Annotated in this window: 19 protein-coding genes; 9 read left to right on the top strand and 10 right to left on the bottom strand. The window is 73.1% G+C overall.

The annotated features are described in order from the left end of the window. Positions 1-10 precede the first annotated feature (10 nt). On the bottom strand, positions 11-598 hold the full coding sequence (locus AB0J97_RS44935; RefSeq protein WP_364101593.1) for a helix-turn-helix domain-containing protein: 588 nt from the start codon (positions 596-598) through the stop codon (positions 11-13). 51 nt (positions 599-649) lie between these two features. On the opposite strand from AB0J97_RS44935, the gene AB0J97_RS44940 reads away from it, so the two are divergent. Further along, entirely contained in the window at positions 650-1,819 is a 1,170-nt protein-coding gene (locus AB0J97_RS44940; protein WP_364101596.1) for an FAD-dependent monooxygenase, read from the top strand. A gap of 167 nt (positions 1,820-1,986) precedes the next feature. Here the strand turns inward: AB0J97_RS44940 and AB0J97_RS44945 are convergent, their stop codons facing one another. Then, complete coding sequence (locus AB0J97_RS44945; RefSeq protein ID WP_364101599.1) at positions 1,987-2,961, bottom strand: transglycosylase SLT domain-containing protein; 975 nt, start codon at positions 2,959-2,961, stop codon at positions 1,987-1,989. A gap of 150 nt (positions 2,962-3,111) precedes the next feature. Between AB0J97_RS44945 and AB0J97_RS44950 the strand changes: the two genes are divergently transcribed. Then, a complete protein-coding gene (locus AB0J97_RS44950) occupies positions 3,112-3,597 on the top strand; it encodes an STAS domain-containing protein (RefSeq protein ID WP_364101601.1) in 486 nt (161 codons plus the stop codon). A 58-nt stretch (positions 3,598-3,655) separates the two neighbouring features. Here AB0J97_RS44950 and AB0J97_RS44955 read toward each other — a convergent pair whose 3' ends face one another. The 3 genes from AB0J97_RS44955 to AB0J97_RS44965 are packed head-to-tail and all read right to left on the bottom strand — an operon-like array spanning position 3,656 to position 6,761. Beyond that, positions 3,656-4,024: an STAS domain-containing protein gene (locus tag AB0J97_RS44955; protein WP_357696177.1), complete on the bottom strand. Its 369-nt coding sequence runs from the start codon at positions 4,022-4,024 to the stop codon at positions 3,656-3,658. Then, entirely contained in the window at positions 4,021-5,124 is a 1,104-nt protein-coding gene (locus AB0J97_RS44960) for a cobalamin B12-binding domain-containing protein (RefSeq protein WP_364101604.1), read from the bottom strand. The genes AB0J97_RS44955 and AB0J97_RS44960 overlap by 4 nt, the downstream gene beginning before the upstream one ends. Then, the gene (locus AB0J97_RS44965; RefSeq protein WP_364101607.1) at positions 5,121-6,761 is read right to left on the bottom strand and encodes a PP2C family protein-serine/threonine phosphatase; all 1,641 of its coding nucleotides are present in this window, start codon (positions 6,759-6,761) and stop codon (positions 5,121-5,123) included. The genes AB0J97_RS44960 and AB0J97_RS44965 overlap by 4 nt, the downstream gene beginning before the upstream one ends. A gap of 236 nt (positions 6,762-6,997) precedes the next feature. Between AB0J97_RS44965 and AB0J97_RS44970 the strand changes: the two genes are divergently transcribed. The 3 genes from AB0J97_RS44970 (at position 6,998) to AB0J97_RS44980 (ending at position 8,986) form a co-directional block, all read left to right on the top strand. Beyond that, positions 6,998-7,783 carry a hypothetical protein gene (locus AB0J97_RS44970; RefSeq protein WP_364101610.1) on the top strand — a complete coding sequence of 262 codons (786 nt, stop codon included), beginning with the start codon at positions 6,998-7,000 and terminating at the stop codon, positions 7,781-7,783. A 130-nt stretch (positions 7,784-7,913) separates the two neighbouring features. Next, on the top strand, positions 7,914-8,786 hold the full coding sequence (locus tag AB0J97_RS44975) for a polysaccharide biosynthesis C-terminal domain-containing protein (RefSeq protein WP_364101613.1): 873 nt from the start codon (positions 7,914-7,916) through the stop codon (positions 8,784-8,786). Further along, complete coding sequence (locus AB0J97_RS44980; protein ID WP_364101616.1) at positions 8,744-8,986, top strand: hypothetical protein; 243 nt, start codon at positions 8,744-8,746, stop codon at positions 8,984-8,986. Before AB0J97_RS44975 ends, AB0J97_RS44980 begins: the two co-directional genes overlap by 43 nt. A gap of 40 nt (positions 8,987-9,026) precedes the next feature. Here AB0J97_RS44980 and AB0J97_RS44985 read toward each other — a convergent pair whose 3' ends face one another. Genes AB0J97_RS44985 through AB0J97_RS45000 form a run of 4 tightly spaced genes read right to left on the bottom strand, consistent with a single transcriptional unit; the run spans position 9,027 to position 13,250 of the window. Continuing rightward, the gene (locus AB0J97_RS44985; protein ID WP_357696658.1) at positions 9,027-9,773 is read right to left on the bottom strand and encodes an amino acid ABC transporter ATP-binding protein; all 747 of its coding nucleotides are present in this window, start codon (positions 9,771-9,773) and stop codon (positions 9,027-9,029) included. A 29-nt stretch (positions 9,774-9,802) separates the two neighbouring features. Next, a complete protein-coding gene (locus AB0J97_RS44990) occupies positions 9,803-10,711 on the bottom strand; it encodes an amino acid ABC transporter permease (RefSeq protein ID WP_364101619.1) in 909 nt (302 codons plus the stop codon). 2 nt (positions 10,712-10,713) lie between these two features. After that, on the bottom strand, positions 10,714-11,673 hold the full coding sequence (locus tag AB0J97_RS44995; RefSeq protein WP_364101622.1) for an ABC transporter substrate-binding protein: 960 nt from the start codon (positions 11,671-11,673) through the stop codon (positions 10,714-10,716). Between the two features lie 14 nt (positions 11,674-11,687). Then, positions 11,688-13,250 (bottom strand): amidohydrolase, encoded by a 1,563-nt coding sequence (locus tag AB0J97_RS45000; RefSeq protein ID WP_357696164.1) that lies wholly within the window; start codon positions 13,248-13,250, stop codon positions 11,688-11,690. Between the two features lie 117 nt (positions 13,251-13,367). Here AB0J97_RS45000 and AB0J97_RS45005 point away from each other — a divergent pair, with 117 nt between their 5' ends. After that, positions 13,368-14,243 (top strand): LysR family transcriptional regulator, encoded by an 876-nt coding sequence (locus AB0J97_RS45005; RefSeq protein WP_357696162.1) that lies wholly within the window; start codon positions 13,368-13,370, stop codon positions 14,241-14,243. 110 nt (positions 14,244-14,353) lie between these two features. Further along, entirely contained in the window at positions 14,354-15,529 is a 1,176-nt protein-coding gene (locus AB0J97_RS45010; protein WP_364101625.1) for an amidase, read from the top strand. Here AB0J97_RS45010 and AB0J97_RS45015 read toward each other — a convergent pair whose 3' ends face one another. After that, positions 15,530-16,570 carry an AsnC family transcriptional regulator gene (locus AB0J97_RS45015; RefSeq protein WP_364101628.1) on the bottom strand — a complete coding sequence of 347 codons (1,041 nt, stop codon included), beginning with the start codon at positions 16,568-16,570 and terminating at the stop codon, positions 15,530-15,532. A 111-nt stretch (positions 16,571-16,681) separates the two neighbouring features. Between AB0J97_RS45015 and AB0J97_RS45020 the strand changes: the two genes are divergently transcribed. Together AB0J97_RS45020 and AB0J97_RS45025 are read left to right on the top strand one after the other, a co-directional pair. Then, positions 16,682-17,401, top strand: a complete 720-nt coding sequence (locus AB0J97_RS45020) for an amino acid racemase (RefSeq protein WP_357696156.1) — start codon at positions 16,682-16,684, stop codon at positions 17,399-17,401. A 140-nt stretch (positions 17,402-17,541) separates the two neighbouring features. After that, positions 17,542-17,694, top strand: a complete 153-nt coding sequence (locus tag AB0J97_RS45025; RefSeq protein WP_357696154.1) for a hypothetical protein — start codon at positions 17,542-17,544, stop codon at positions 17,692-17,694. Positions 17,695-17,713 lie beyond the last annotated feature (19 nt).

Below are 17,713 nucleotides of genomic sequence, written 5' to 3' on the forward strand. Positions count from 1 at the left end.
GCCGACGGGGTCACCGGGCGGGGCGCAGGCCGTCCAGCAGGACGGTGAGGTAGGCGTCGGCGAGGACCTGCGAGGGGGGCTGGGTGCGCGCGACGGCCAGGGCGGTCCGGCCGATGAGCGTCGTGACGACGGCGGGGTCGAGGTCGGTGCGGATCGCGCCCTCGCGCCGCGCCCCCTCGATCATCTCCTCCACGGCGGCGACCAGGCCGGCGCGCAGGGCGGTGGTGGCCGGCAGGTCGAGGCCGTCCAGTTGGTCGTTGACGGCGTGGTGGGCGGTCTGGAACGCGACCAGCTCGCGGAGGAAGGTGCGCAGGGCCTGGTAGGGCGTGGTCTCGGCGAGCAGGTCGCGGGCGCGCCGGACGACCGGTTCGAGCAGACGGGAGACCGCGGCGTCCAGCAGGGCGTCCTTGCCGCCGAAGGCGCGTACGACGGTCGCGGCCCCCACCCCCGCCTGCTTGGCGATGGCCTCGACCGTGAGGGGCGCGCCGGGCTCGGCCAGCAGCGTCATGGCCGCGTCGAGGGCGAGTCGGCGGTTGCGCACGGCGTCGGCGCGGCGTCTGGGCTCGGCGGGTGTTGACAACTGGAATGTCCATTCCACATAGTTAACTGGAACGCTTATTTCAGTTAACTCTAGCGCGATGGAGTCCCCATGAACGAGCGCGTCCTGATCTCCGGCGCGAGCATCGCCGGGCTCGCCCTGGCCCACTGGCTGACCCGGCACGGTTTCCGGCCCACGATCGTCGAGCGCGCTCCCCGCCTGCGCACCGGCGGCAACGGCGTGGACGTGCGGGGCGACGCCGTCGAGGTGGCCGCGCGGATGGGCATCATGCCGCGGGTGCGCGAGCTGGCCGCCGACGTGCACGGCATGAAGTTCGTGGACGCCGGCGACCGGCCCGTGGCGCGCGTCGAGTTCCGCGACCCCGGCTCGGTGGAGATCATGCGCGGCGACCTGGTGGCGCTGCTGGACGAGGCGACCGACGTGGAGATCCTGTTCGGCGACACGATCCGCGGCCTTGAGCAGGACGACGACGGCGTGCGGGTCACCTTCGAGCACGCGCCCGCCCGCGCCTTCGACCTGGTCGTCGGCGCCGACGGCATGCACTCCCACGTGCGGCGGCTGGTGTTCGGGCCGGAGGAGGAGTTCGTCAGGCACAAGGACCACTACTTCGCCTTCGCCGACGCCGACGCGGCGCTCGGGGAGGACCGCTGGGTCACGATGTTCAACACGCCGGGCCGCATGGCCGGGATCTACCGGTCGGGCAACCACGCCCAGGCCAAGGCGTACTTCATCTTCCGGTCCGCGCCGCTGGACTACGACCACCGGGACGTCGCCGAGCACAAACGGCTGGTGAGCCGGACGTTCGGGGACGAGACGTCCTGGCGTACCAGGGAGCTGCTCGACTCGGCCCTGGCCGACCCCGACTTCTACTTCGACGCGCTGGGCCAGGTGCACATGGACTCATGGTCCCAAGGCCGGGTCGTGCTCGTCGGCGACGCCGCCTGGTGCGCGTCCCCGGCTTCGGGGGCGGGCGCGGAGCTGGCGCTGGTGGGGGCGTACCGGCTGGCGGGGGAGCTGGCCGCGGCCGGCGGGGATCACCGCGTCGCCTTCGCCCGGTACGACGCCGTCCATCGCCCGCTGGTCGAGAAGAAGCAGCAGATCGGGCCCAACGTGCGGCTCATGGTGCCCAGAACCGAGGGCGGGCGCTGCGTCCGTGACGCCCTGGTCCGGCTGCCGCTGATGAAGGCCGTCGGCGCGGTGGAGCGCCGCGTCCAGGGCAGGAACGCCCGTCCCCTGCCGGTGTACGGCCCGCGTCGCTGAGCCGTCCGGCGATCAGCGCCCCGCGCTCGCGCGGGTGAAGACCGCCCGGCAGGCGCGGCCGAGTGGCCGCCACGCCGCTCGACGACGTCCTGACGGAGATGGCCGACGCGGCGAGGTCCGCTCGGACGTCGCGGTGACAGTGCAATGACACTGAGACCCCCGCGGGGTCACTTCGGGCCGGTCAGGCGGCGTTCCCCGGCTGTGGTGAGCACGAAGACCTGCCAGTTGTAGTACGCGTAGTACGCGCGCGGGTCGCGCCGCATCTGCCGGGCGTGCAGGAGCACGGCGTCCACGTACGCCCGCGACCGGTTGTAGGCGTACAACGCGCGCCGGTTGTCGCCGGGGGCGCCGCTGGCGTGCAGGTAGTTGGCCGCGGCCATGACGGCGTCCCGGGGGTTCTGCACGTCGCCGCCCATCCCGTACGCCCGCCAGGTCGCCGGCATGAACTGCATGGGCCCCTGGGCTCCGGCATGGCTGTCGGCGCGAACCCGGCCGAACTTGCTCTCGACGAGCATCACCGACGCCAGCACCTCCCATTCCACCCCGAAACGGCGCTCGGCCCGCTTGAAGTGGCCGAGCAGCTCGTCGGCGGGGCGGGCCCGCTGGACCTTGAACACGGCGGACGGCTTGATGGGCCGGGTCAGGGCGAGCAGCTCGCGCAGGGCGGTGACGTTGTCCCTGGCCTGGGCGGCGAGCGCGGCGGGCAGGCGGGCGAAGGCGCGGTCGGCCAGGTCGCGGTGGCGGGCGGCGTGGCGGTAGAGGCGCTGCTGGTAGAGGGCCAGGAGCTCGACGTCCCGCGGCGGGGTTCCGTTCGCGGGCCGCCAGCGGTCGATGGCCGCGTTCAGGGCGGTGGCCGTCTCGCGGAGCGCGGTCGCCAGACGGGCGGGGTCGGTCGGGAGCGGCGCGGCGGGGGCCGGCAGCGCCTGACCGGAGGAGGCCCCGGCGCTCGCCGTCGCCGTCGCGGTCGCCGATGCGGGGGCGGGTTCGGGGGCGGGCGCGGCCGTGCCGGTGGCGTCCGCGCTGCCGCATCCCGCCGTCCCGGCGACCGCCGCGCCCAGCAGCAGGAGACAGGCGAGCGTACGGCCGCGGCCGGTGCGGGACATCGGCGGGCGGGCGCGGAACGGGCGTCGGAGGTCGTCCATGGTCGGCCAACCTACCTGTCCCACGGCTTGATCCCGGACATCTCAGCTCGTATCCCCCGATGGGCGGCGTCCACCACCCGGGATGCGTACGCTTCTCACCAACGGCGGCGTGGGCCCGAAGCAGACGGGTAGAAGAGCAGGCACCTGGAGGTGGACGGCATCGACGGCGAAGAGCTTGAGACGAGCTGGCAGGGGCCCCGGTTGCGGGCGGAGACGAGACAGGCGGACGGTTGCCTGGTCATGGAGTTGAGCGGAGACCTCGACTTCACGCAGAAACCCGAGTTCCGGAAATGGGCGCTCGGCATCGTGGCCGGCGACGGTGACAGAGACGGCGACGGGGGCGGCCGGGCCCCGATACGGATGATCGTGCTCGACCTCGAAGGCGTCGAGTTCTTCGACTCCACCGGGCTGGCCGTCGTCATCGCGCTGTGGAAGCACGCCCATGAGACCGGCGGCGACCTGGCGGTGGCCAGGCCCCCGTCGAACTGCGCCAACATGATGCGCCGTACGGGGATGGCCGAGCACATCGCCATGGGCGACACCGTGCTCGCCGCGACGGCCGGAGCCGCGGTCTTCCGTCGCGCGTCGGGCCGCGAGAGGGGCCTCCCGGCAGCCGGCTGGGTCACGGCAGGCTGAACCCGGCCGAAGGCGGGCTCCGGACGGGTTCCAGAGGCGGGACGGTCCCCGGCGAGGTTCAGTCCTGGGTGAAGGAATGCTGGGTGACGGCGGCCGGGGCGCCGGTGAGGTGCTCGTACGTGCCGCTGACGTCCAGCAGCCGCTCCAGCACCCGCGGGCGCTGCTCCAGATGCAGCCGAGTGCCGGCCGACACGGCGTGCTGGTGGATCATCAGCAGCGCCGACAGCCCGCTGGAGTCGCAGAAGTGCAGACCGTCGAAGTCGAGGTGCAGGTCGGTCAGGGCGCCGTCGGCGAGCGCGGCGACGGCGGTGGCCAGCAGCTCGCGCGCGGTGTTGTAGTCCAGGTCGCCGTTGACGTGGACGCGCAGCACCCCCGGGTGGGGCGTGTCCTGGGCGAGGGTCAGCGGATCGGGGGCGAAGGCGGTCATGCGATCTTTCCGTGGCCGGGGAGAGGGGGGTCGTCGGTGGGGGAGGACGCGGCGCGTATGGCATCGCGCCCGTGGGCGATCAGGGCCGAGGCGCGCGGGAAGTCCTCCAGTCGGCCGCCCAGCAGGTCGAGGGCCGGTAGCAGCGCACCGGCCGGGACACCGCGAGCGGTCAGGACGCCCGCCGTCCAGGTGAGGAAGCGGCCGAACAGCGCGGGGTCGTCCACGTAGAGCGCGGTGGCCAGGAAGTCGACGATGTGCAGGACGTCCTCGGCGGTGTGCCGGCGCTGCTGCGGCGTGTAGGCCGCCATCGCGGGGACGCGTTCCTCCAGGCCGCCCATGACGTCCCTGACCAGGCGCCGGGCCGACCGGCTGACCAGGGTGTACTCCTGGTCGTCCAGGTGCGGCAGGTCGTCCACGGCCTGGCGGGGGGCGGTGGGGCGGGGCAGCGGGCCGGCGGCGAGCCGGTCGGCGGCGGCGGCGCCGTCCGCGGCCCAGGCGTCGGCGCCGAGGAGGCGGGCGTAGAGGCCGTCCGGTCCGAACGCGGCGCCGCCGGCCATCACCGGCGTGCCGGTCGCCTGGCAGGCGGTGATGGCGGCGTGCGCGCCGGGCAGCCGGGTGGGGATGGAGCTGGACAGCGCCACCACGTCGCAGGCGGTGCGGTGCAGGTGCGTGATGAGGTGCGGCGTCGGGACCTGGGCGCCGAGGTAGTCGACCCGCCAGCCGCGCAGCCGCAGCACCTCGGCCAGGATCCGGGCGGGCATGGCGTGCCACTCGCCGTCGATGCAGGCGACGGCGATGCGCCCGAGGACCGGGCCGTTCGCGGCGGCGGCGCGGGCGGCCGGATGGTGGGCGAGCGCGGACAGCACCCGCTCGTTGACGGCGGTGGCGGTGTGCTCCTGCGCCACCGTGATGCGATTGGTTTCCCACTCAAGGCCCACCCGGGCCTGTACGGGGGCGACGACCTTCAGCAGCAGGGTTTCCAGAGGGATGTCCTGGTCGAGCGCGGCGAGCGCGGCGTCGGTGGCGGCGTATTCGTCGCCTGCGACAGCGGCGTTCCAGAGTTTTTCGCGCCAGGCGGAGAATCCGTCTGCGTGCGTCATGCGGTGAACCTTCCCCGTCCGTGTCCTCCCACCGCGCTCAGATGTGCTCCGCGCGGCGCCGTGATGGCGATCACGGCCATGTCATCGTGATCGCCACCCCCTACCCACTGGGAGGACAACATCTCCACACGTTCCGTGATCGCCTCGGGCGGCATGCCGCCGCACTGCCGCAACTCCTCCAGCAGCCGTTCGTCGCCGAACATCTCGTCGCCCAGCGGGCCGCCGACGGCCTCGGTGATGCCGTCGGTGTAGAGCAGGCAGGTCTCGCCGGGTTCGAGGACCACGGTGTCGGTGACGCTGGTGACGCGTTCGAGCATGCCGATGAGGGTGCCCTTGGTGCCGGCCACGTCGACGCGCCCGTCGCCGCGTACGACGACGGGCGGCGCGTGCCCGGCGCTGGTGACCCGGACCAGGACGCGGTTGCCGGCCCGCCGGATCGAGGCCAGGACGAGCGTGACGAACCGGGAGCGGTCGCTGCTCTTGAGCAGGACGCCGTTGAGCAGTTCGAGCACGCGCTGATGGTCGTCGGCCAGCGGCAGCAGGGCCTGGAGGGTGTGCCGGATCTTGCCGGTGAGCACGGCGGCCTCAAGGCCCTTGCCGGCCACGTCGCCGAGCACCACCAGCGACTCCTGGCCGGGTTCGGCGGGCGGGTGGAGGTCGTAGAAGTCGCCGCCGACGCGGGCGGTGTGCTCGGAGGGCCGGTAGCGGGCGGCGACCTCGACGCCTTGCAGGCTGCGCACGCGGGGCGGCAGGAGCTCGCGCATGAGGGTCTCGGTGATGTCGGCCTGCTCGGCGTACAGGCGGGCGGCGGACATCGCGGCCCCGGCGCGGGCCGCGAACAGCCGCGCGAAGACTTCCTCGCCGTCGGAGAAGCCCGCCTGGCCGTTGCCGCGCAGCAGCACGAGCGCCCCCGCCGGGACGCCGTGGCCGGGCAGGGCGGTCACGACCATCGAGCCGACCTCGCCGAGCCCGTCGCGGGCCAGCCAGCCGGGGGCGGCGGCGGGATCGATCCAGCGGGAGGGCAGGGGCGGATAGCCCTGCAACGCCTCGGCCAGGCCCGGCACGGCCTCGGGGTCGACGGCCAGCTCCTCCCGGACGACGGCGCCGTCCGGGCCGCAGTAGGCGATCGAGTGCCTGCGCCGGTACGGCGGCAGGATGACCAGCGCGGCGTCGGCCAGGTGGCGGGCGGCCAGCCGGGCGGTCACCTCCAGGCAGCGGTCGAGGTTGAGCGAGGACAGCAGCTCGCCGGAGGCCTTGTCGAGGAACGACGTGCGCTCGCGTTCGAGGTGCAGGGCCTGGGTGGCGCGTACGAGGTCGGTGGCGTCGGTGAGCCACCAGGCGGTCACGTCGCCGTCGCGGACCGGACGGGCCTCGAACGTGGACTCCCCGATCAGGCCGCGCACGCCGGCATCGGCGGAGGCATCCGGAGATCCGGGGGCGTCGTGGGCCCGGGAGAGCCAGGCGGGGGCGCTGTCGGCCAGCGCCGCACCGGGGACCGCCTCGGGCAGCAGCCGCAGCGCCGCGTCGTTGGCCTGCGCGATGACACCGGCGGTGTCCACCAGCAGGACCGGGTGGGGGGCGCCGCGCCACACGGCCCCGGACTCGTCCTGCCCCAGGCTGCTCGTCAGACCTCTCACGACAACGAGCCCGCCGCGGCGGGCTCTGCCTCCCCAAAGTCATAGGTGCTTATGCACAATCTCCTCTCCACTGTAGCCGAGGCTCGCCCGCCGCCCCAGCCGAGGACCATCCGGCCGAGGGCACTCCACTGGCCGTCTCCAGTGCTTTCCAGCCGTTTCCAAGGGGCCGGTGCCAGGGTGATCTCGTTTCTGGCCGGCAGGACGGGACGCGTTCGGTGGACGGGGAGAAGATGGGCGTGGGGGAGACGAGGAAACGGTCGGTTCTGGGCAGGACGGGGGCGACGCTCGTCCTGAGCGCGGTGCTCGGGTGCGCGCCGGGCCCGGCCGACGCGGCTGACGTGAGCATCGCGGCGGCGGCCTACGCCGTACAGGGACGGGTGGTGAACTCGGCCGGGCGGCCGGTCGAGGGCGCGAAGGTCGTGGTGAAGGACCGGCGCTACTACAACAGCGACATCGTGCTGCTCAGCGACCGTAACGGCCTCTACCGGACGCGACTGCCGCACGAACCGTCGTCCTGGGTGGTCAGCGCCTCGGTGACGCGGCAGTTCAACGGCAGGCAGTACACCTTCGACCTTGAGCCCTCCTCGACCGCCTCCGTCCGGGCGAGCGCCGGCGGCGTACGGAACTTCACCTGGCGCGTCACCGGCAGGCGGCCGGGCACCGACGGCCGCTACTACGGCGGCCTGGTCGCCACGAACCTCTGGTTCGACAACCTCCCGGAGAACGTCGACCAGGAGAACGTACGGCTGACGATGACCCCGGTAGGCCCGCTGATCGACGGCAGCAAGGGCAGGGTCGTCTCCGGTCGCGAACCGGTCTACACCGACAGCGGCTGGGCGGTGGTGGACGTGCCCCTGGGGCGGTACCGGATCACCGCGACCTACCGCTCGGCCGGCAGCGGCAAGGTCTACCCGCTCCAGGTGAAGCTGACCGGCAGCTCCTCCTTCGGCTCGCAGGTCACCGCCGACTTCGAGCAGAGCGGGACCAACCAGCGGATCAGGCTGGAGGTCAGGTTTGCCTGAACCCGCCGTGCCGCGGACGACCTCGACGGACATGGGCGGCTGAGAGGCGAAGGGGCAGACGGGACGGGCGGCGTACCGGTATAATGATCATGCATCCCGGCGGGCAGGCGCCCCCGGGATCTTGCCTTTCATGCCCTCCCCACATCGTGCGCTTCTCGCCGCCGCCGTTCCGCTCTACCTGTCCATGAGTGCCGGCGTCGTCGCCCAGCTCGTCGGCACCGCCCTACTCGGACGCCAGGCCACCGCGCAACTGGCGGCGTTCGCCCTCGTCAACGCGGTGCTCACCCCGGTCACGGCCGCGGTGTCGGGCGGGCTGCGGGGGATGGCGCCGTTCGTCGCCGCCTGCCGGGACCGTCCGGGCGAGGCGCTGGCCGTCCTGAAGGACGCGCGCTGGCTCACCCTCGGACTCGGCGCGGCCGGCGCGGGCGTCATGCTCGGGGTCCCGATGATCGCGCGGATCGGTGGGGCGCCCGGCGAGGTGGCGGCCGAGTTCGGCGCGTTGCCGCCGCTGATGGCGGCCCAGGTGCTGCTGTACGCCGCGGGCAGCGGCGCCGGCGGCATGCTGGTCGCGCTGGGACGCAGCCGGCTGGTGCTCAGGTCCGGCCTGTCGAGCACGGCTGCGAACATCGTGCTGCATCTCGTCCTGGTGCCGCGGATGGGGGTTCAGGGCAGCGGTGTCGCGCTGCTGGCGTCCACCGCCGTGGCCGTCGCCGTGTCCAACGCGCTCCTGCTGCGCCTGCCCGAGCTGCGCGGACGGTCGCCGTGGCCGGGACGCCCCCGTCCCCGGGAGATCCTGCGGATGGCCAGGGTGGGCCTGCCGATGTCGGCCACGCTCGTCGTCAAGTTCGCGGTCCTGGGCGGGGTGACCTACGCCGCCGCGCGGACGGGGGCCCAGGGGGCGGCGGCCCACGCCGTCCTGCTGTCGCTGCACGGGTTGCTCGGGCTGGCCGCCGTCGCCCGTTGTCGGTGGTCTACGCCCTGGCCGACCACTGCGCGATCGTGATGTCCGCCGGTCTGACGGCGCTCCGGCGGTCGTCCTGGACGCTGGGGTCGGCCGTGCTCGGCAACGGCGTGCTCGCCGCCGTGGCGGGCCCGGCGGCGCAGGCGTGGGGGCTGAACGGCCTGTGGCTGGCGCTGATCGCCGGCTCCCTGATCGCCGCCACGACACAGACGGCCGGTTTCCTGCGGTTCAGCGCACGCTGATCGGAGGCCCGGCAGCCGCGGTCGGGCTGCCGGGCCGTCGTCAGGAGCGGTTGTCCGAGCTCAGGACGCTGGACAGGAACGCCCTGGTCCGCTCGTGCCCCGGGTTGGCCAGCAGTTCGGCCGGCGGGCCGCTCTCTACCACGACCCCGTCGGCGAAGAAGGCCAGCCGGTCGCCGACCTCCCTGGCGAAGGCGATCTCGTGGGTGACCACGACCATCGTCATGCCGTCGGCGGCCAGGCCGCGCATGACCTCCAGCACCTCGTCCACCAGCTCGGGGTCCAGCGCGGACGTGGGCTCGTCGAACAGCATGAGCTCCGGGCTCATCGCCAGGGCCCTGGCGATGGCGACCCGCTGCTGCTGGCCGCCGGAGAGCTGGTGGGGCCGCTTGTGGGCGTGCGCGGCCAGGCCGACGCGGTCCAGGTGTTCCATGGCGGTCACCCGGGCCCGATCCGCCGGGACGCCGAGCACGTGGACGGGGGCGCAGGCCACGTTCTCCAGCGCGCTCTGGTGGGCGAACAGGTTGAACCGCTGGAACACCATGCCGATCCGCTGGCGGAAGACGGCGAACTCCTTGGGCGTCCACGGCCGGTAGCGTCCCTCGCGCAGGCTGTGACCGACCTCCTCGTCGAGCACCCGCAGGCTGCCGCCGAGCACCTGCTCCAGCCCGTTGACGCAGCGCAGGAAGGTCGACTTGCCCGATCCCGACGGCCCGATCACGCAGCTCACCTCGCCGGGCGCGACGGTGAAGTCCACGCCGTTGAGCACCTGCGTGTCGCCGTAGCCCATGCGCACGCCCGTGGCGTGCACGACGGGCTTCACGCCGCCGCCTTGGGCAGGATCCGGGCCGCCAGCCCGCCGCCGCGGACCAGCCGTACGGCCTCGGAGCCGAACCGGCGTTCCAGCCGGCCCTGGAGGAAGGTCGCCACGGCGGTCATGAGCATGTACCACAGGCTCGCCACGATGAGCAGCTCCATGATCAGGTTGTTGGCCTTGTAGATCTGGCTGGCGTTGGTCATCAGGTCGTGCCCGGCCACCACGTAGACCAGGGACGTGGTCTTCAGCATGGAGATGAACTCGTTGCCGGTGGGCGGGATGATGATGCGCAGCGCCTGCGGCAGCACGATCACGCGCATCCGCTTGGCCGGCGTCATGCCCAGCGCGTACGCGGCCTCGGTCTGGCCGTGGTCGACGGCCTGGATCCCGGCCCGTACGGTCTCGGCGAAGTACGCCGCCAGGTTCAGCCCGAGCCCCAGCATGGCCGAGGTGAAACCGGTCATCACCAGGTTGGTGTCCCACTTGACGCCGATCGTGGTGAACGGCACCTTGAGCACCAGCTCGGGGAACAGGAAGGCCAGGTTGTACCAGAAGATGAGCTGCACCAGCACCGGCGTGCCGCGGAAGAACCAGATGTAGAGCGTGGCCAGCCCGCTGAGCACCGGGTTGTGCGACAGCCGCATGATCGCCACGACGACGCCGAGCACCAGCCCCAGCACGGTCGCCAGCACCGAGATCTCGATGGTGACCCAGATCCCGGCGAGGATGCGGTCGTTGAACAGGTACTCGGCGACCTTGCCCCAGTCGAGGCGCGGGTTCACCACGACCAGGTAGACCAGCCAGCCGGCGATCGCCGTCACGACGGCCGCGGCCGCCAGGCGTCCCCAGTGCCGCGCCCTGGCGACCGGGATGTGCTCCCCGGACGGCCCGGTGAAGGGTTCCGTGCGCATGGTCACTTACCGCCGTTGACGACAGCGGACTGGACGGCCAGCTTGTCCAGGTTCCACGCCTTCAGCAGGTTCGCGTACTCGCCGCCGGCGATGAGGGAGTCCAGGGCGCCCTTCACCGACTCGACGAGCTCCTTGTCGTCCGGCTTCATGCCGATGCCCCACGGGCTCTCGGTGCCCTCCAGGGCCATCGCCTCGACGTCCAGCTTGGGGTCGGCGGCCTTGCTGGCGGCCACGACGTAGTCGGTGATGGTGGCCTGGGCCCGGCCGCCGGTGAGCTGGATCAGGGCCTCCTGGTCGCCGGGGAACTTCAGGATGTTGACGGCCGGCTTGCCGTCCTTCTTGCAGTCGGCGTCGTACTGCTCGGCCAGCTCCATGGACGAGCCGTTGTCGACGACGGAGACCGTCTTGCCGCACACGTCGGCCGGGCCGTTGATCTTGGCCGGGTTGCCCTTCTTGACCAGCAGACCGGCGCCGGCCTGCACGTAGTCCACGAACGTGACCTGCTTCTGCCGTTCCGGCGTGTCGCTCATCGAGGAGATGACGAAGTCGTAGCGGCCGGTGAGCACGCCGGGGATCTGGGAGTTGAACTCCTCGTCGGAGATGGTCACCTTGGCGCCGAGCTTCCTGGCGATGGCCCTGGCCAGCGCCGGGTCGAAGCCGATCGCCGTCTTGCCGTCGCTCGCGTACACCTCCATGGGCGGGTAGCCGACGGACGTGACGACCTTCAGCCCCTGCGTCTTCAGGCGGGCGGGCGCCTTGGCGGCCAGGTCCTTGTCCGGGGTGATGGCGTTGATCACGTCGGCCGCCTTCTCCTCGGTGGGGGCCTGGTCGAGCGTGACCGCCGCCGTGCCGCCGTCCGCGGGGGCGGCGTCGCCGCCGCCGTCCAGGGACTGGGCGCCGCAGGCGGTGGTGGCGGCCAGCAGCGCGCCGGCGGCGAGGGCGGAGATGGTGCGGATGTTCACGAGGGGGTGCTCCTTCAGGATCGCTGCCAGCGGACTTCGCCGCCGACGACGGTGGTGAGGACCTGGGTGCGCAGCACCGCCTCCGGCGGTTCCAGGTACGGGTCGGTGTCCACGGCGATGAAGTCGGCGAGCATGCCGGGCGCGAGCACGCCCTTGCGGTCCTGCTCGCCGGCCGCGTACGCGGCGCCGAGGGTGTGTGCGGTGATCGCCTCGGCCATGCTCAGCCGCTGTTCCGGCTGCCAGCCGCCGGCGGGCGTGCCGTCCTGCCTGGTACGGGTGACCGCGGCGTAGAGGGCGGCCCACGGGTCGGGGCTCTCCACCGGCGCGTCGGAGCCGAAGGCCAGCGCGACCCCGGCGTTGAGCATGCCTCGCCAGGCGTAGGAGGCCAGGTCGTGGCCGGCGAGCAGCGAGTCCACCAGGGCGATGTCGGTGGTGCAGTGAACCGGCTGCATCGAGGCGACGACGCCCAGCCTGGCCATCCTGGTCAGGTCCTGGGGCCGCAGGTGCTGGGCGTGCTCGATGCGGTGCCGCAGGCCGGCGGTGGTCCCGATCGCCTCGTAGGCGTCGAGGACCAGCCGGTTGGCGCGGTCGCCGATGGCGTGCGTGGCGACCGCGATGCCGGCCGCCGCCGCCTTGCTGAAGATCCGTACGAGGTCCTCGTACGGGGTGACCGCGATGCCGGTGTTGTCGTGCTCACCGGCGAACGCCTCGTGCATGTGGCAGGTGTGCGAGCCCAGCGCGCCGTCGCTGAACACCTTGACCGGGCCGGTGCGGACCCAGTCGTCGCCCTGGCCGGTACGGCGTCCCTCGGCGATGGCGGCGTCCAGGGCGACCGTGGGGATCGCCTTGTGCACGCGGATCTTCAGCTCGCCGGAGTCGCGCAGCTCCAGGTAGGCGGCCCGGCAGTCCTCGCCGTCGATGTCGTGCACGCTGGTCAGCCCGAACGACAGCAGCTCCTCCTGGCCGGCGCGCAGCAGGTCGCGCAGGTCGCCGGAGACCATGAGGGCGCGCAGCGGATAGGACGCGGACTCGCGCAGGATGCCGGTGGGCTCCCCGTACTCGTCCCGGACGATCTCGCCGCCGACCGGGTCGGGGGTGGAGGCGTCGATCCCGGCCATCCGCAGCGCGGCGGAGTTGGCCCAGACGGTGTGGCCGTCGACGTTGGGCAGCGCCACGGGCAGGTCGGGGCAGACCGAGTCGAGGGCCTTGCGGTCGGGCTGGACGGGCGGGTTCCAGATGTTGCTGTTCCACCGGCCGCCGAACAGCCACGCGCCCGGCCGCAGGGTCGCCGCGTGCTCGGCCACCTTGGCCAGGGCCTCGTCCAGGGAGCGCACGTCGCGCAGGTCGACCGCGCCGAGGCTCTGGGCGTACTGGGCCGTGTGGATGTGGGCGTCGTACAGGCCGGGCAGGACGGCGGCGCCTTCGAGGTCCACCAGCTCGGCTCCCGAGCCCGCCGCCGCACGCACGTCGGCCTCGTTCCCGACGGCGACGATCAGCTCGCCGTCCACGGCCATGGCCTGGGCGGCGGGGGCGCCGTTGGTGCCGGTGCGAATGGTGGCGTTGCGGTATACGCGCATGTCATGGATCTCTCAGGGGTTTCGGGTGGGGTGGTGCGGCTCACTGTAGAAGTGGCAGAAAGAAGTAGGAAGCGATATAAACACGACATTTAGCAGCGCTGAGGGCAAGGAACGCTTATGCTCAAGCCAGAACATCTGCGCACACTGGGTGAGGTAGTGCGTCTGGGGTCGTTCGCGGCCGCGGCGAATCGTCTCGGATACACCTCTTCGGCCGTCTCCCAGCAGATGGCCGCGCTGGAACGCGAGACCGGCGTGCGGCTGTTCGACCGCTTCGCGCACAGCGTGCTGCCGACCAGCGCGGCGGAGGTGCTGGCCAGGCAGGCCGAGACGGTGCTCGCCGACATCGAGCGCATGGTGGCCACCGTCCAGGCGGTGCACCGCAACAGCGAGCCGCAGATCCGTCTCGGGCTGTTCCCCAGCTTCACCGACGTGCTGGCCGGGGTCCTGCGGGAGATGGAACCGGAGGACCGGGCCGGGATCCGGCTGTCGGTCGCCGAGTCGTCCCAGCTCATCGCCCGTCTGGGCAGCGGCGGCGAGATGGACGCCGCCGTGGTCTACCAGGTGGGCAACACCGGGCTGTCGTGGCCGTCGGTGCTGAACAGGCGGTGGATCGCCGAGGACCGGTACAAGCTCGTCCTGCCCAGGCTCTGGCCGGACCTGTCGCCGTACCGGGCCGAGCAGCTCGTCGACCTGCCGTGGATCATGCACCATCCGGCCAGCAGCGACGCCACGCTCTTCGAGGCCCTGTTCGCCCACTGGTCCCTGCACCCGCGCGTGGTCTGCCACTCCGACGACTTCAAGATCACTCTGTCGCTGATCGGCGCGGGCGTGGGCGCGGCCCTCATCCCCGACCTCGCACTGCGCGGCCACGGCGAGGACGTCGTGGTGGTCGACGTGCCATGGCTCAACATCAGCCGCAGCATCTTCACGCTGGTCCATCCCGACCGGGAGACCGCCCGCCTCCAGTGGCTCCTGGACGCGCTGACCGTCTGACCCGCCTCTCGACGCGGCCAGGGCCGATCTGCCAGCATGTGCCGGATCACCCCCGGGCCGCGACCACCTGGCGTCGCCGTGCCCGCGCAAGGTTAAGGAGATCTTCCACCGTGGAACGCGAGGCGGCGATCGCCCAGTCCGCCGAGGCAATCCGCCTCCACAGCGGGCACGACATCCTCATCGAGGCCGGTCCCGAGCCCGTGCTCGACCGGCTCGGGCGCGACGTCCGTCCCACGCCGGACGGGCCGCTGCGGAACTGGACGTACGTGGTCAAGGACATGATCGACGTGGCCGGCCTGCCCACCACCCGAGGCTCCGCCCTGTACGGCGCCGAACCGGCCCTGGCCGACGCCCGCTGCGTCGAACTGCTGGACGAGGCCGGCGCGCTGCTGGTCGGCAAGGCCAACCAGCACGAGTTCGCCTGGGGCGTGACCAGCGAGAACCCGCACTGGGGAGACGTGCGCAACCCGCGCCACCCGCACCTGACCCCCGGCGGTTCGAGCGGCGGCACCGCCGCGGCGCTCGCGGCCGGGATCGCCCGGTTCGGGCTCGGCACCGACACCGGCGGCTCGGTGCGCATGCCCGCGGCCTGCTGCGGCGTGGTGGGCCTGCGCCCGCGCTCGGGGGCCGTGCCCGCCGCCGGGGTGGCGCCGCTCGCGCCGGCCTTCGACGTGGTCGGCCCGATGACCACCTCGGTCGCAGACTGCGCCCGGGTCTGGCAGGCGCTGACCGGCGAGGTCGTCGAGCCGCCCGACTCGCTGGCCGGGCTGGTCGTGGGCGTCGCCGAGGGCTGCGGGCAGGCCGGGGACTTCGCCGAGCTGGGCGCGCGGCTGCGCGAGGTGGCCCTGCCCGCCGAGGTGCTGGAACCGTACTGGACGATCGTGAGTGCGCAGGCGCGCCGGACGCACGAGGGCACCTTCCCCGAGTGCGCCGCCCGCTACAGCCCCGGGGTACGCGCCAAGCTGGCGGCCGCCGGCGGCATCGGCCATGAGGAGCACCGGCGGGCCGTCGAGCGGCTGGCGGCGCTGCGGGCCGCGTTCGCGGCGGACACGGCCGGGATCGACCTGCTGGTCATGCCGACGCTCGGCGCCCCCGCGCCCCGGGTCGGCTGCGACGAGGCACGCGTACGCGGCGAGGTCGGCCGGATCACCGCCACGGTGTCGGCGCTCGGCCTGCCCGCCCTGGCCGTCGGCGACCTGCAGCTCGTCGCCACGAGCGAGGCCGCCGTGCTGCGCGCGGGCATGTGCAGGGAGTCCCGCGGCGGGACGGTCCCCGAGCCCCGCTGATCACGCGGCCCGCGGAAGGCTCCACGGGTCCACCGGGACGACCTCGGCGCACCGGCCGTACGGGTCGAGCAGCCGCCCGTACAGCTTCGACTGGCGCAGCACGATCTGCCGGTCGGCAACGTTCACGTGCGGGAAGCGCTCCTCCAGCCGCACCACCAGCGGATGCAGGTCGGCCACGCCGTGCAGGCCCACCGTGAGCAGCATGTTGCGCGGCCCGGCCAGCGCCGCGCACGTACGCGTCTCCGGCCAGCCGAGCAGCGCGCGGCCGGTCTCCTCCAGCAGCGCGTCGGGCATCCGCAGCCACAGCAGCGCGGCCGAGTGCCAGCCCGCGTGCGAACGCGCCAGGTCGCAGCGGAAGTCGAGGTCGCCCGTGGCCACCAGCCTGGTCAGCCGGCGCTGCACCGTGCGCTCGGACGTGCCCACCGCCCTGGCCAGCTCGGCGTAGGGCGCCCGGCCGTCGGCGAGCAGGGCGGTGAACAGCCGCCGGTCGATCTCGTCCATCTCCTTGGCCGACTCCGGCGCGGCCGGCCGCCTGGCCAGCGCGGCGGCGGCGCGCGGCGGCAGCACCCGCAGCCGCCACCGGCACGACGCCTCGAACACCCGCGTGGCGACGTGCGTGCGGACCTTGGCCACGCCCGGCACCCGGGGCAGCGCCGTGAGTACGTGGTCGGCCAGGGCCGGCAGCGACGGGGCCACCGCGATCACGAACAGGTCGTGCCCGGCGGCCACGTGCTGCACGGTGATCAGGTGGCGCTCGCGCGCCAGCGCCGCCGCGACGTCGGCCGCCGCGCCCGCCGCGCAGTCGATCTCCAGGAACGCCATGCTCAGCGCGTGCATCTGGCGCGGGCCGAGGGCGGCCGAGGTCCAGGCCTCGCCGGTGCTCGTGAGCCGCTGCCAGCGCCGGGCCGCCGTCACCGGGTCGGCGCCGACGGCCGCCCCCACCTCCACCCAGCTCGCCCGCGGGCTGATCTGCAGCGCGTCGATGAGCTCAAGGTCGGACTCGGCCAGCAACGACGGCGGCTCGGCGCCGGAATCCTGCACTGATCCTCCCTTGATGTCTGATTACTGCGTTCCAGAGGTCGGCACACCCTATACCGCGATCCTGGGCCCGACCGCCGTCGGAGGAAGCCACAGGAAAGGGAGGCCCCACGGATGACCGCGCTCGGCCGGGCCAGGATGGTCGGCGTGCTGGGCGGCATGGGCCCCGCCGCCACCGTCGACTTCTACGGCAAGCTCGTGGAGGAGACCGCCGCGACCGGCGCCACCGGCGACCAGGAGCACGTGCCGGTCGTCATCTGGGGCGATCCCCGCGTCCCCGACCGGTCGACGAGCCTGCTCGGGCACGGTGAGGACCCGACCCCGCAACTGCGGCACGGCATCGGGGCGCTGAGCCGGGCCGGGTGCGAGGTGCTGGCCGTGCCGTGCAACACCGCGCACGCGTTCGTGCCGCGCCTGGCCGAGGAGGCCGGGCTGGAGCTGGTCAGCATCGTCGAGGTCACCGCCGCTGCCCTCGCCGCCGACGGCGTCCGCGCCGCCGGGCTGCTGGCCACCACCGGCACGCTCCGCGCCGACCTGTACGGCCCCGCGCTGCGCCGGCACGGCGTCACCCCGGTCGAGCCGGACGAGCCCGGCCAGCGCGAGGTCATGGACGCCATCGCCGCCGTCAAGGGCGGCCGCGCCGGCCGCGAGCACGCCGAGGCGCTGGCGGCGCAGGCCCGCTCGATGGCCGCCCGCGGCGCGGAGCGCGTGGTGGCCGCGTGCACCGAGGTGGTGCTCGCCCTGGACCCGGCCACGGTCCCCGTCCCCGTCATGGACCCGGCCCGCCTGCTGGCCCGCGAAGTCGTCCGCGTGGCGCTGGCCCGGGGGGCCTGACGCCGGTCACTCCTGCCTCTCAAGTCACATCCAAGTCGCCTTCAAACCCCGGATGGTGGGCTTGGCACATGAGCTGAGGACGTGTTCGCACGTCCGCGAGCCGGGGGGCTCGCAGCTCACTGTGAAAGGAGGTGACGACCATGAGCAAGAAGATCGTGAGTCTGGACGATCTGGGTGACGAACTGGCGGTGATCGAGGAGGTCGATCTCGGCCTCGTCGCGGGTGGCATGCGTCCTCAGCGCTGCTACGGCACCAACGGCAACCCGCCCACCGACTGGGTCTCCGACTACTGATAGAGACGATTCGCGGCCG

It is taken from the genome of Nonomuraea sp. NPDC049607 (assembly GCF_040675375.1).
GTDB lineage: Bacteria > Actinomycetota > Actinomycetes > Streptosporangiales > Streptosporangiaceae > Nonomuraea.

Coding starts and splice junctions, on each gene's coding strand:
- AB0J97_RS44985 (WP_357696658.1), bottom strand. CDS start 9,773: ATGGGCTACGGCGACACGCAGGTGCTCAACGGCGTGGACTTCACCGTC.
- AB0J97_RS45000 (WP_357696164.1), bottom strand. CDS start 13,250: ATGCGCGTATACCGCAACGCCACCATTCGCACCGGCACCAACGGCGCC.
- AB0J97_RS44960 (WP_364101604.1), bottom strand. CDS start 5,124: ATGACGCACGCAGACGGATTCTCCGCCTGGCGCGAAAAACTCTGGAAC.
- AB0J97_RS44975 (WP_364101613.1), top strand. CDS start 7,914: ATGCCCTCCCCACATCGTGCGCTTCTCGCCGCCGCCGTTCCGCTCTAC.
- AB0J97_RS45020 (WP_357696156.1), top strand. CDS start 16,682: ATGACCGCGCTCGGCCGGGCCAGGATGGTCGGCGTGCTGGGCGGCATG.
- AB0J97_RS45025 (WP_357696154.1), top strand. CDS start 17,542: ATGAGCAAGAAGATCGTGAGTCTGGACGATCTGGGTGACGAACTGGCG.
- AB0J97_RS44955 (WP_357696177.1), bottom strand. CDS start 4,024: ATGACCGCCTTCGCCCCCGATCCGCTGACCCTCGCCCAGGACACGCCC.
- AB0J97_RS45005 (WP_357696162.1), top strand. CDS start 13,368: ATGCTCAAGCCAGAACATCTGCGCACACTGGGTGAGGTAGTGCGTCTG.
- AB0J97_RS44945 (WP_364101599.1), bottom strand. CDS start 2,961: ATGGACGACCTCCGACGCCCGTTCCGCGCCCGCCCGCCGATGTCCCGC.
- AB0J97_RS44940 (WP_364101596.1), top strand. CDS start 650: ATGAACGAGCGCGTCCTGATCTCCGGCGCGAGCATCGCCGGGCTCGCC.
- AB0J97_RS44990 (WP_364101619.1), bottom strand. CDS start 10,711: ATGCGCACGGAACCCTTCACCGGGCCGTCCGGGGAGCACATCCCGGTC.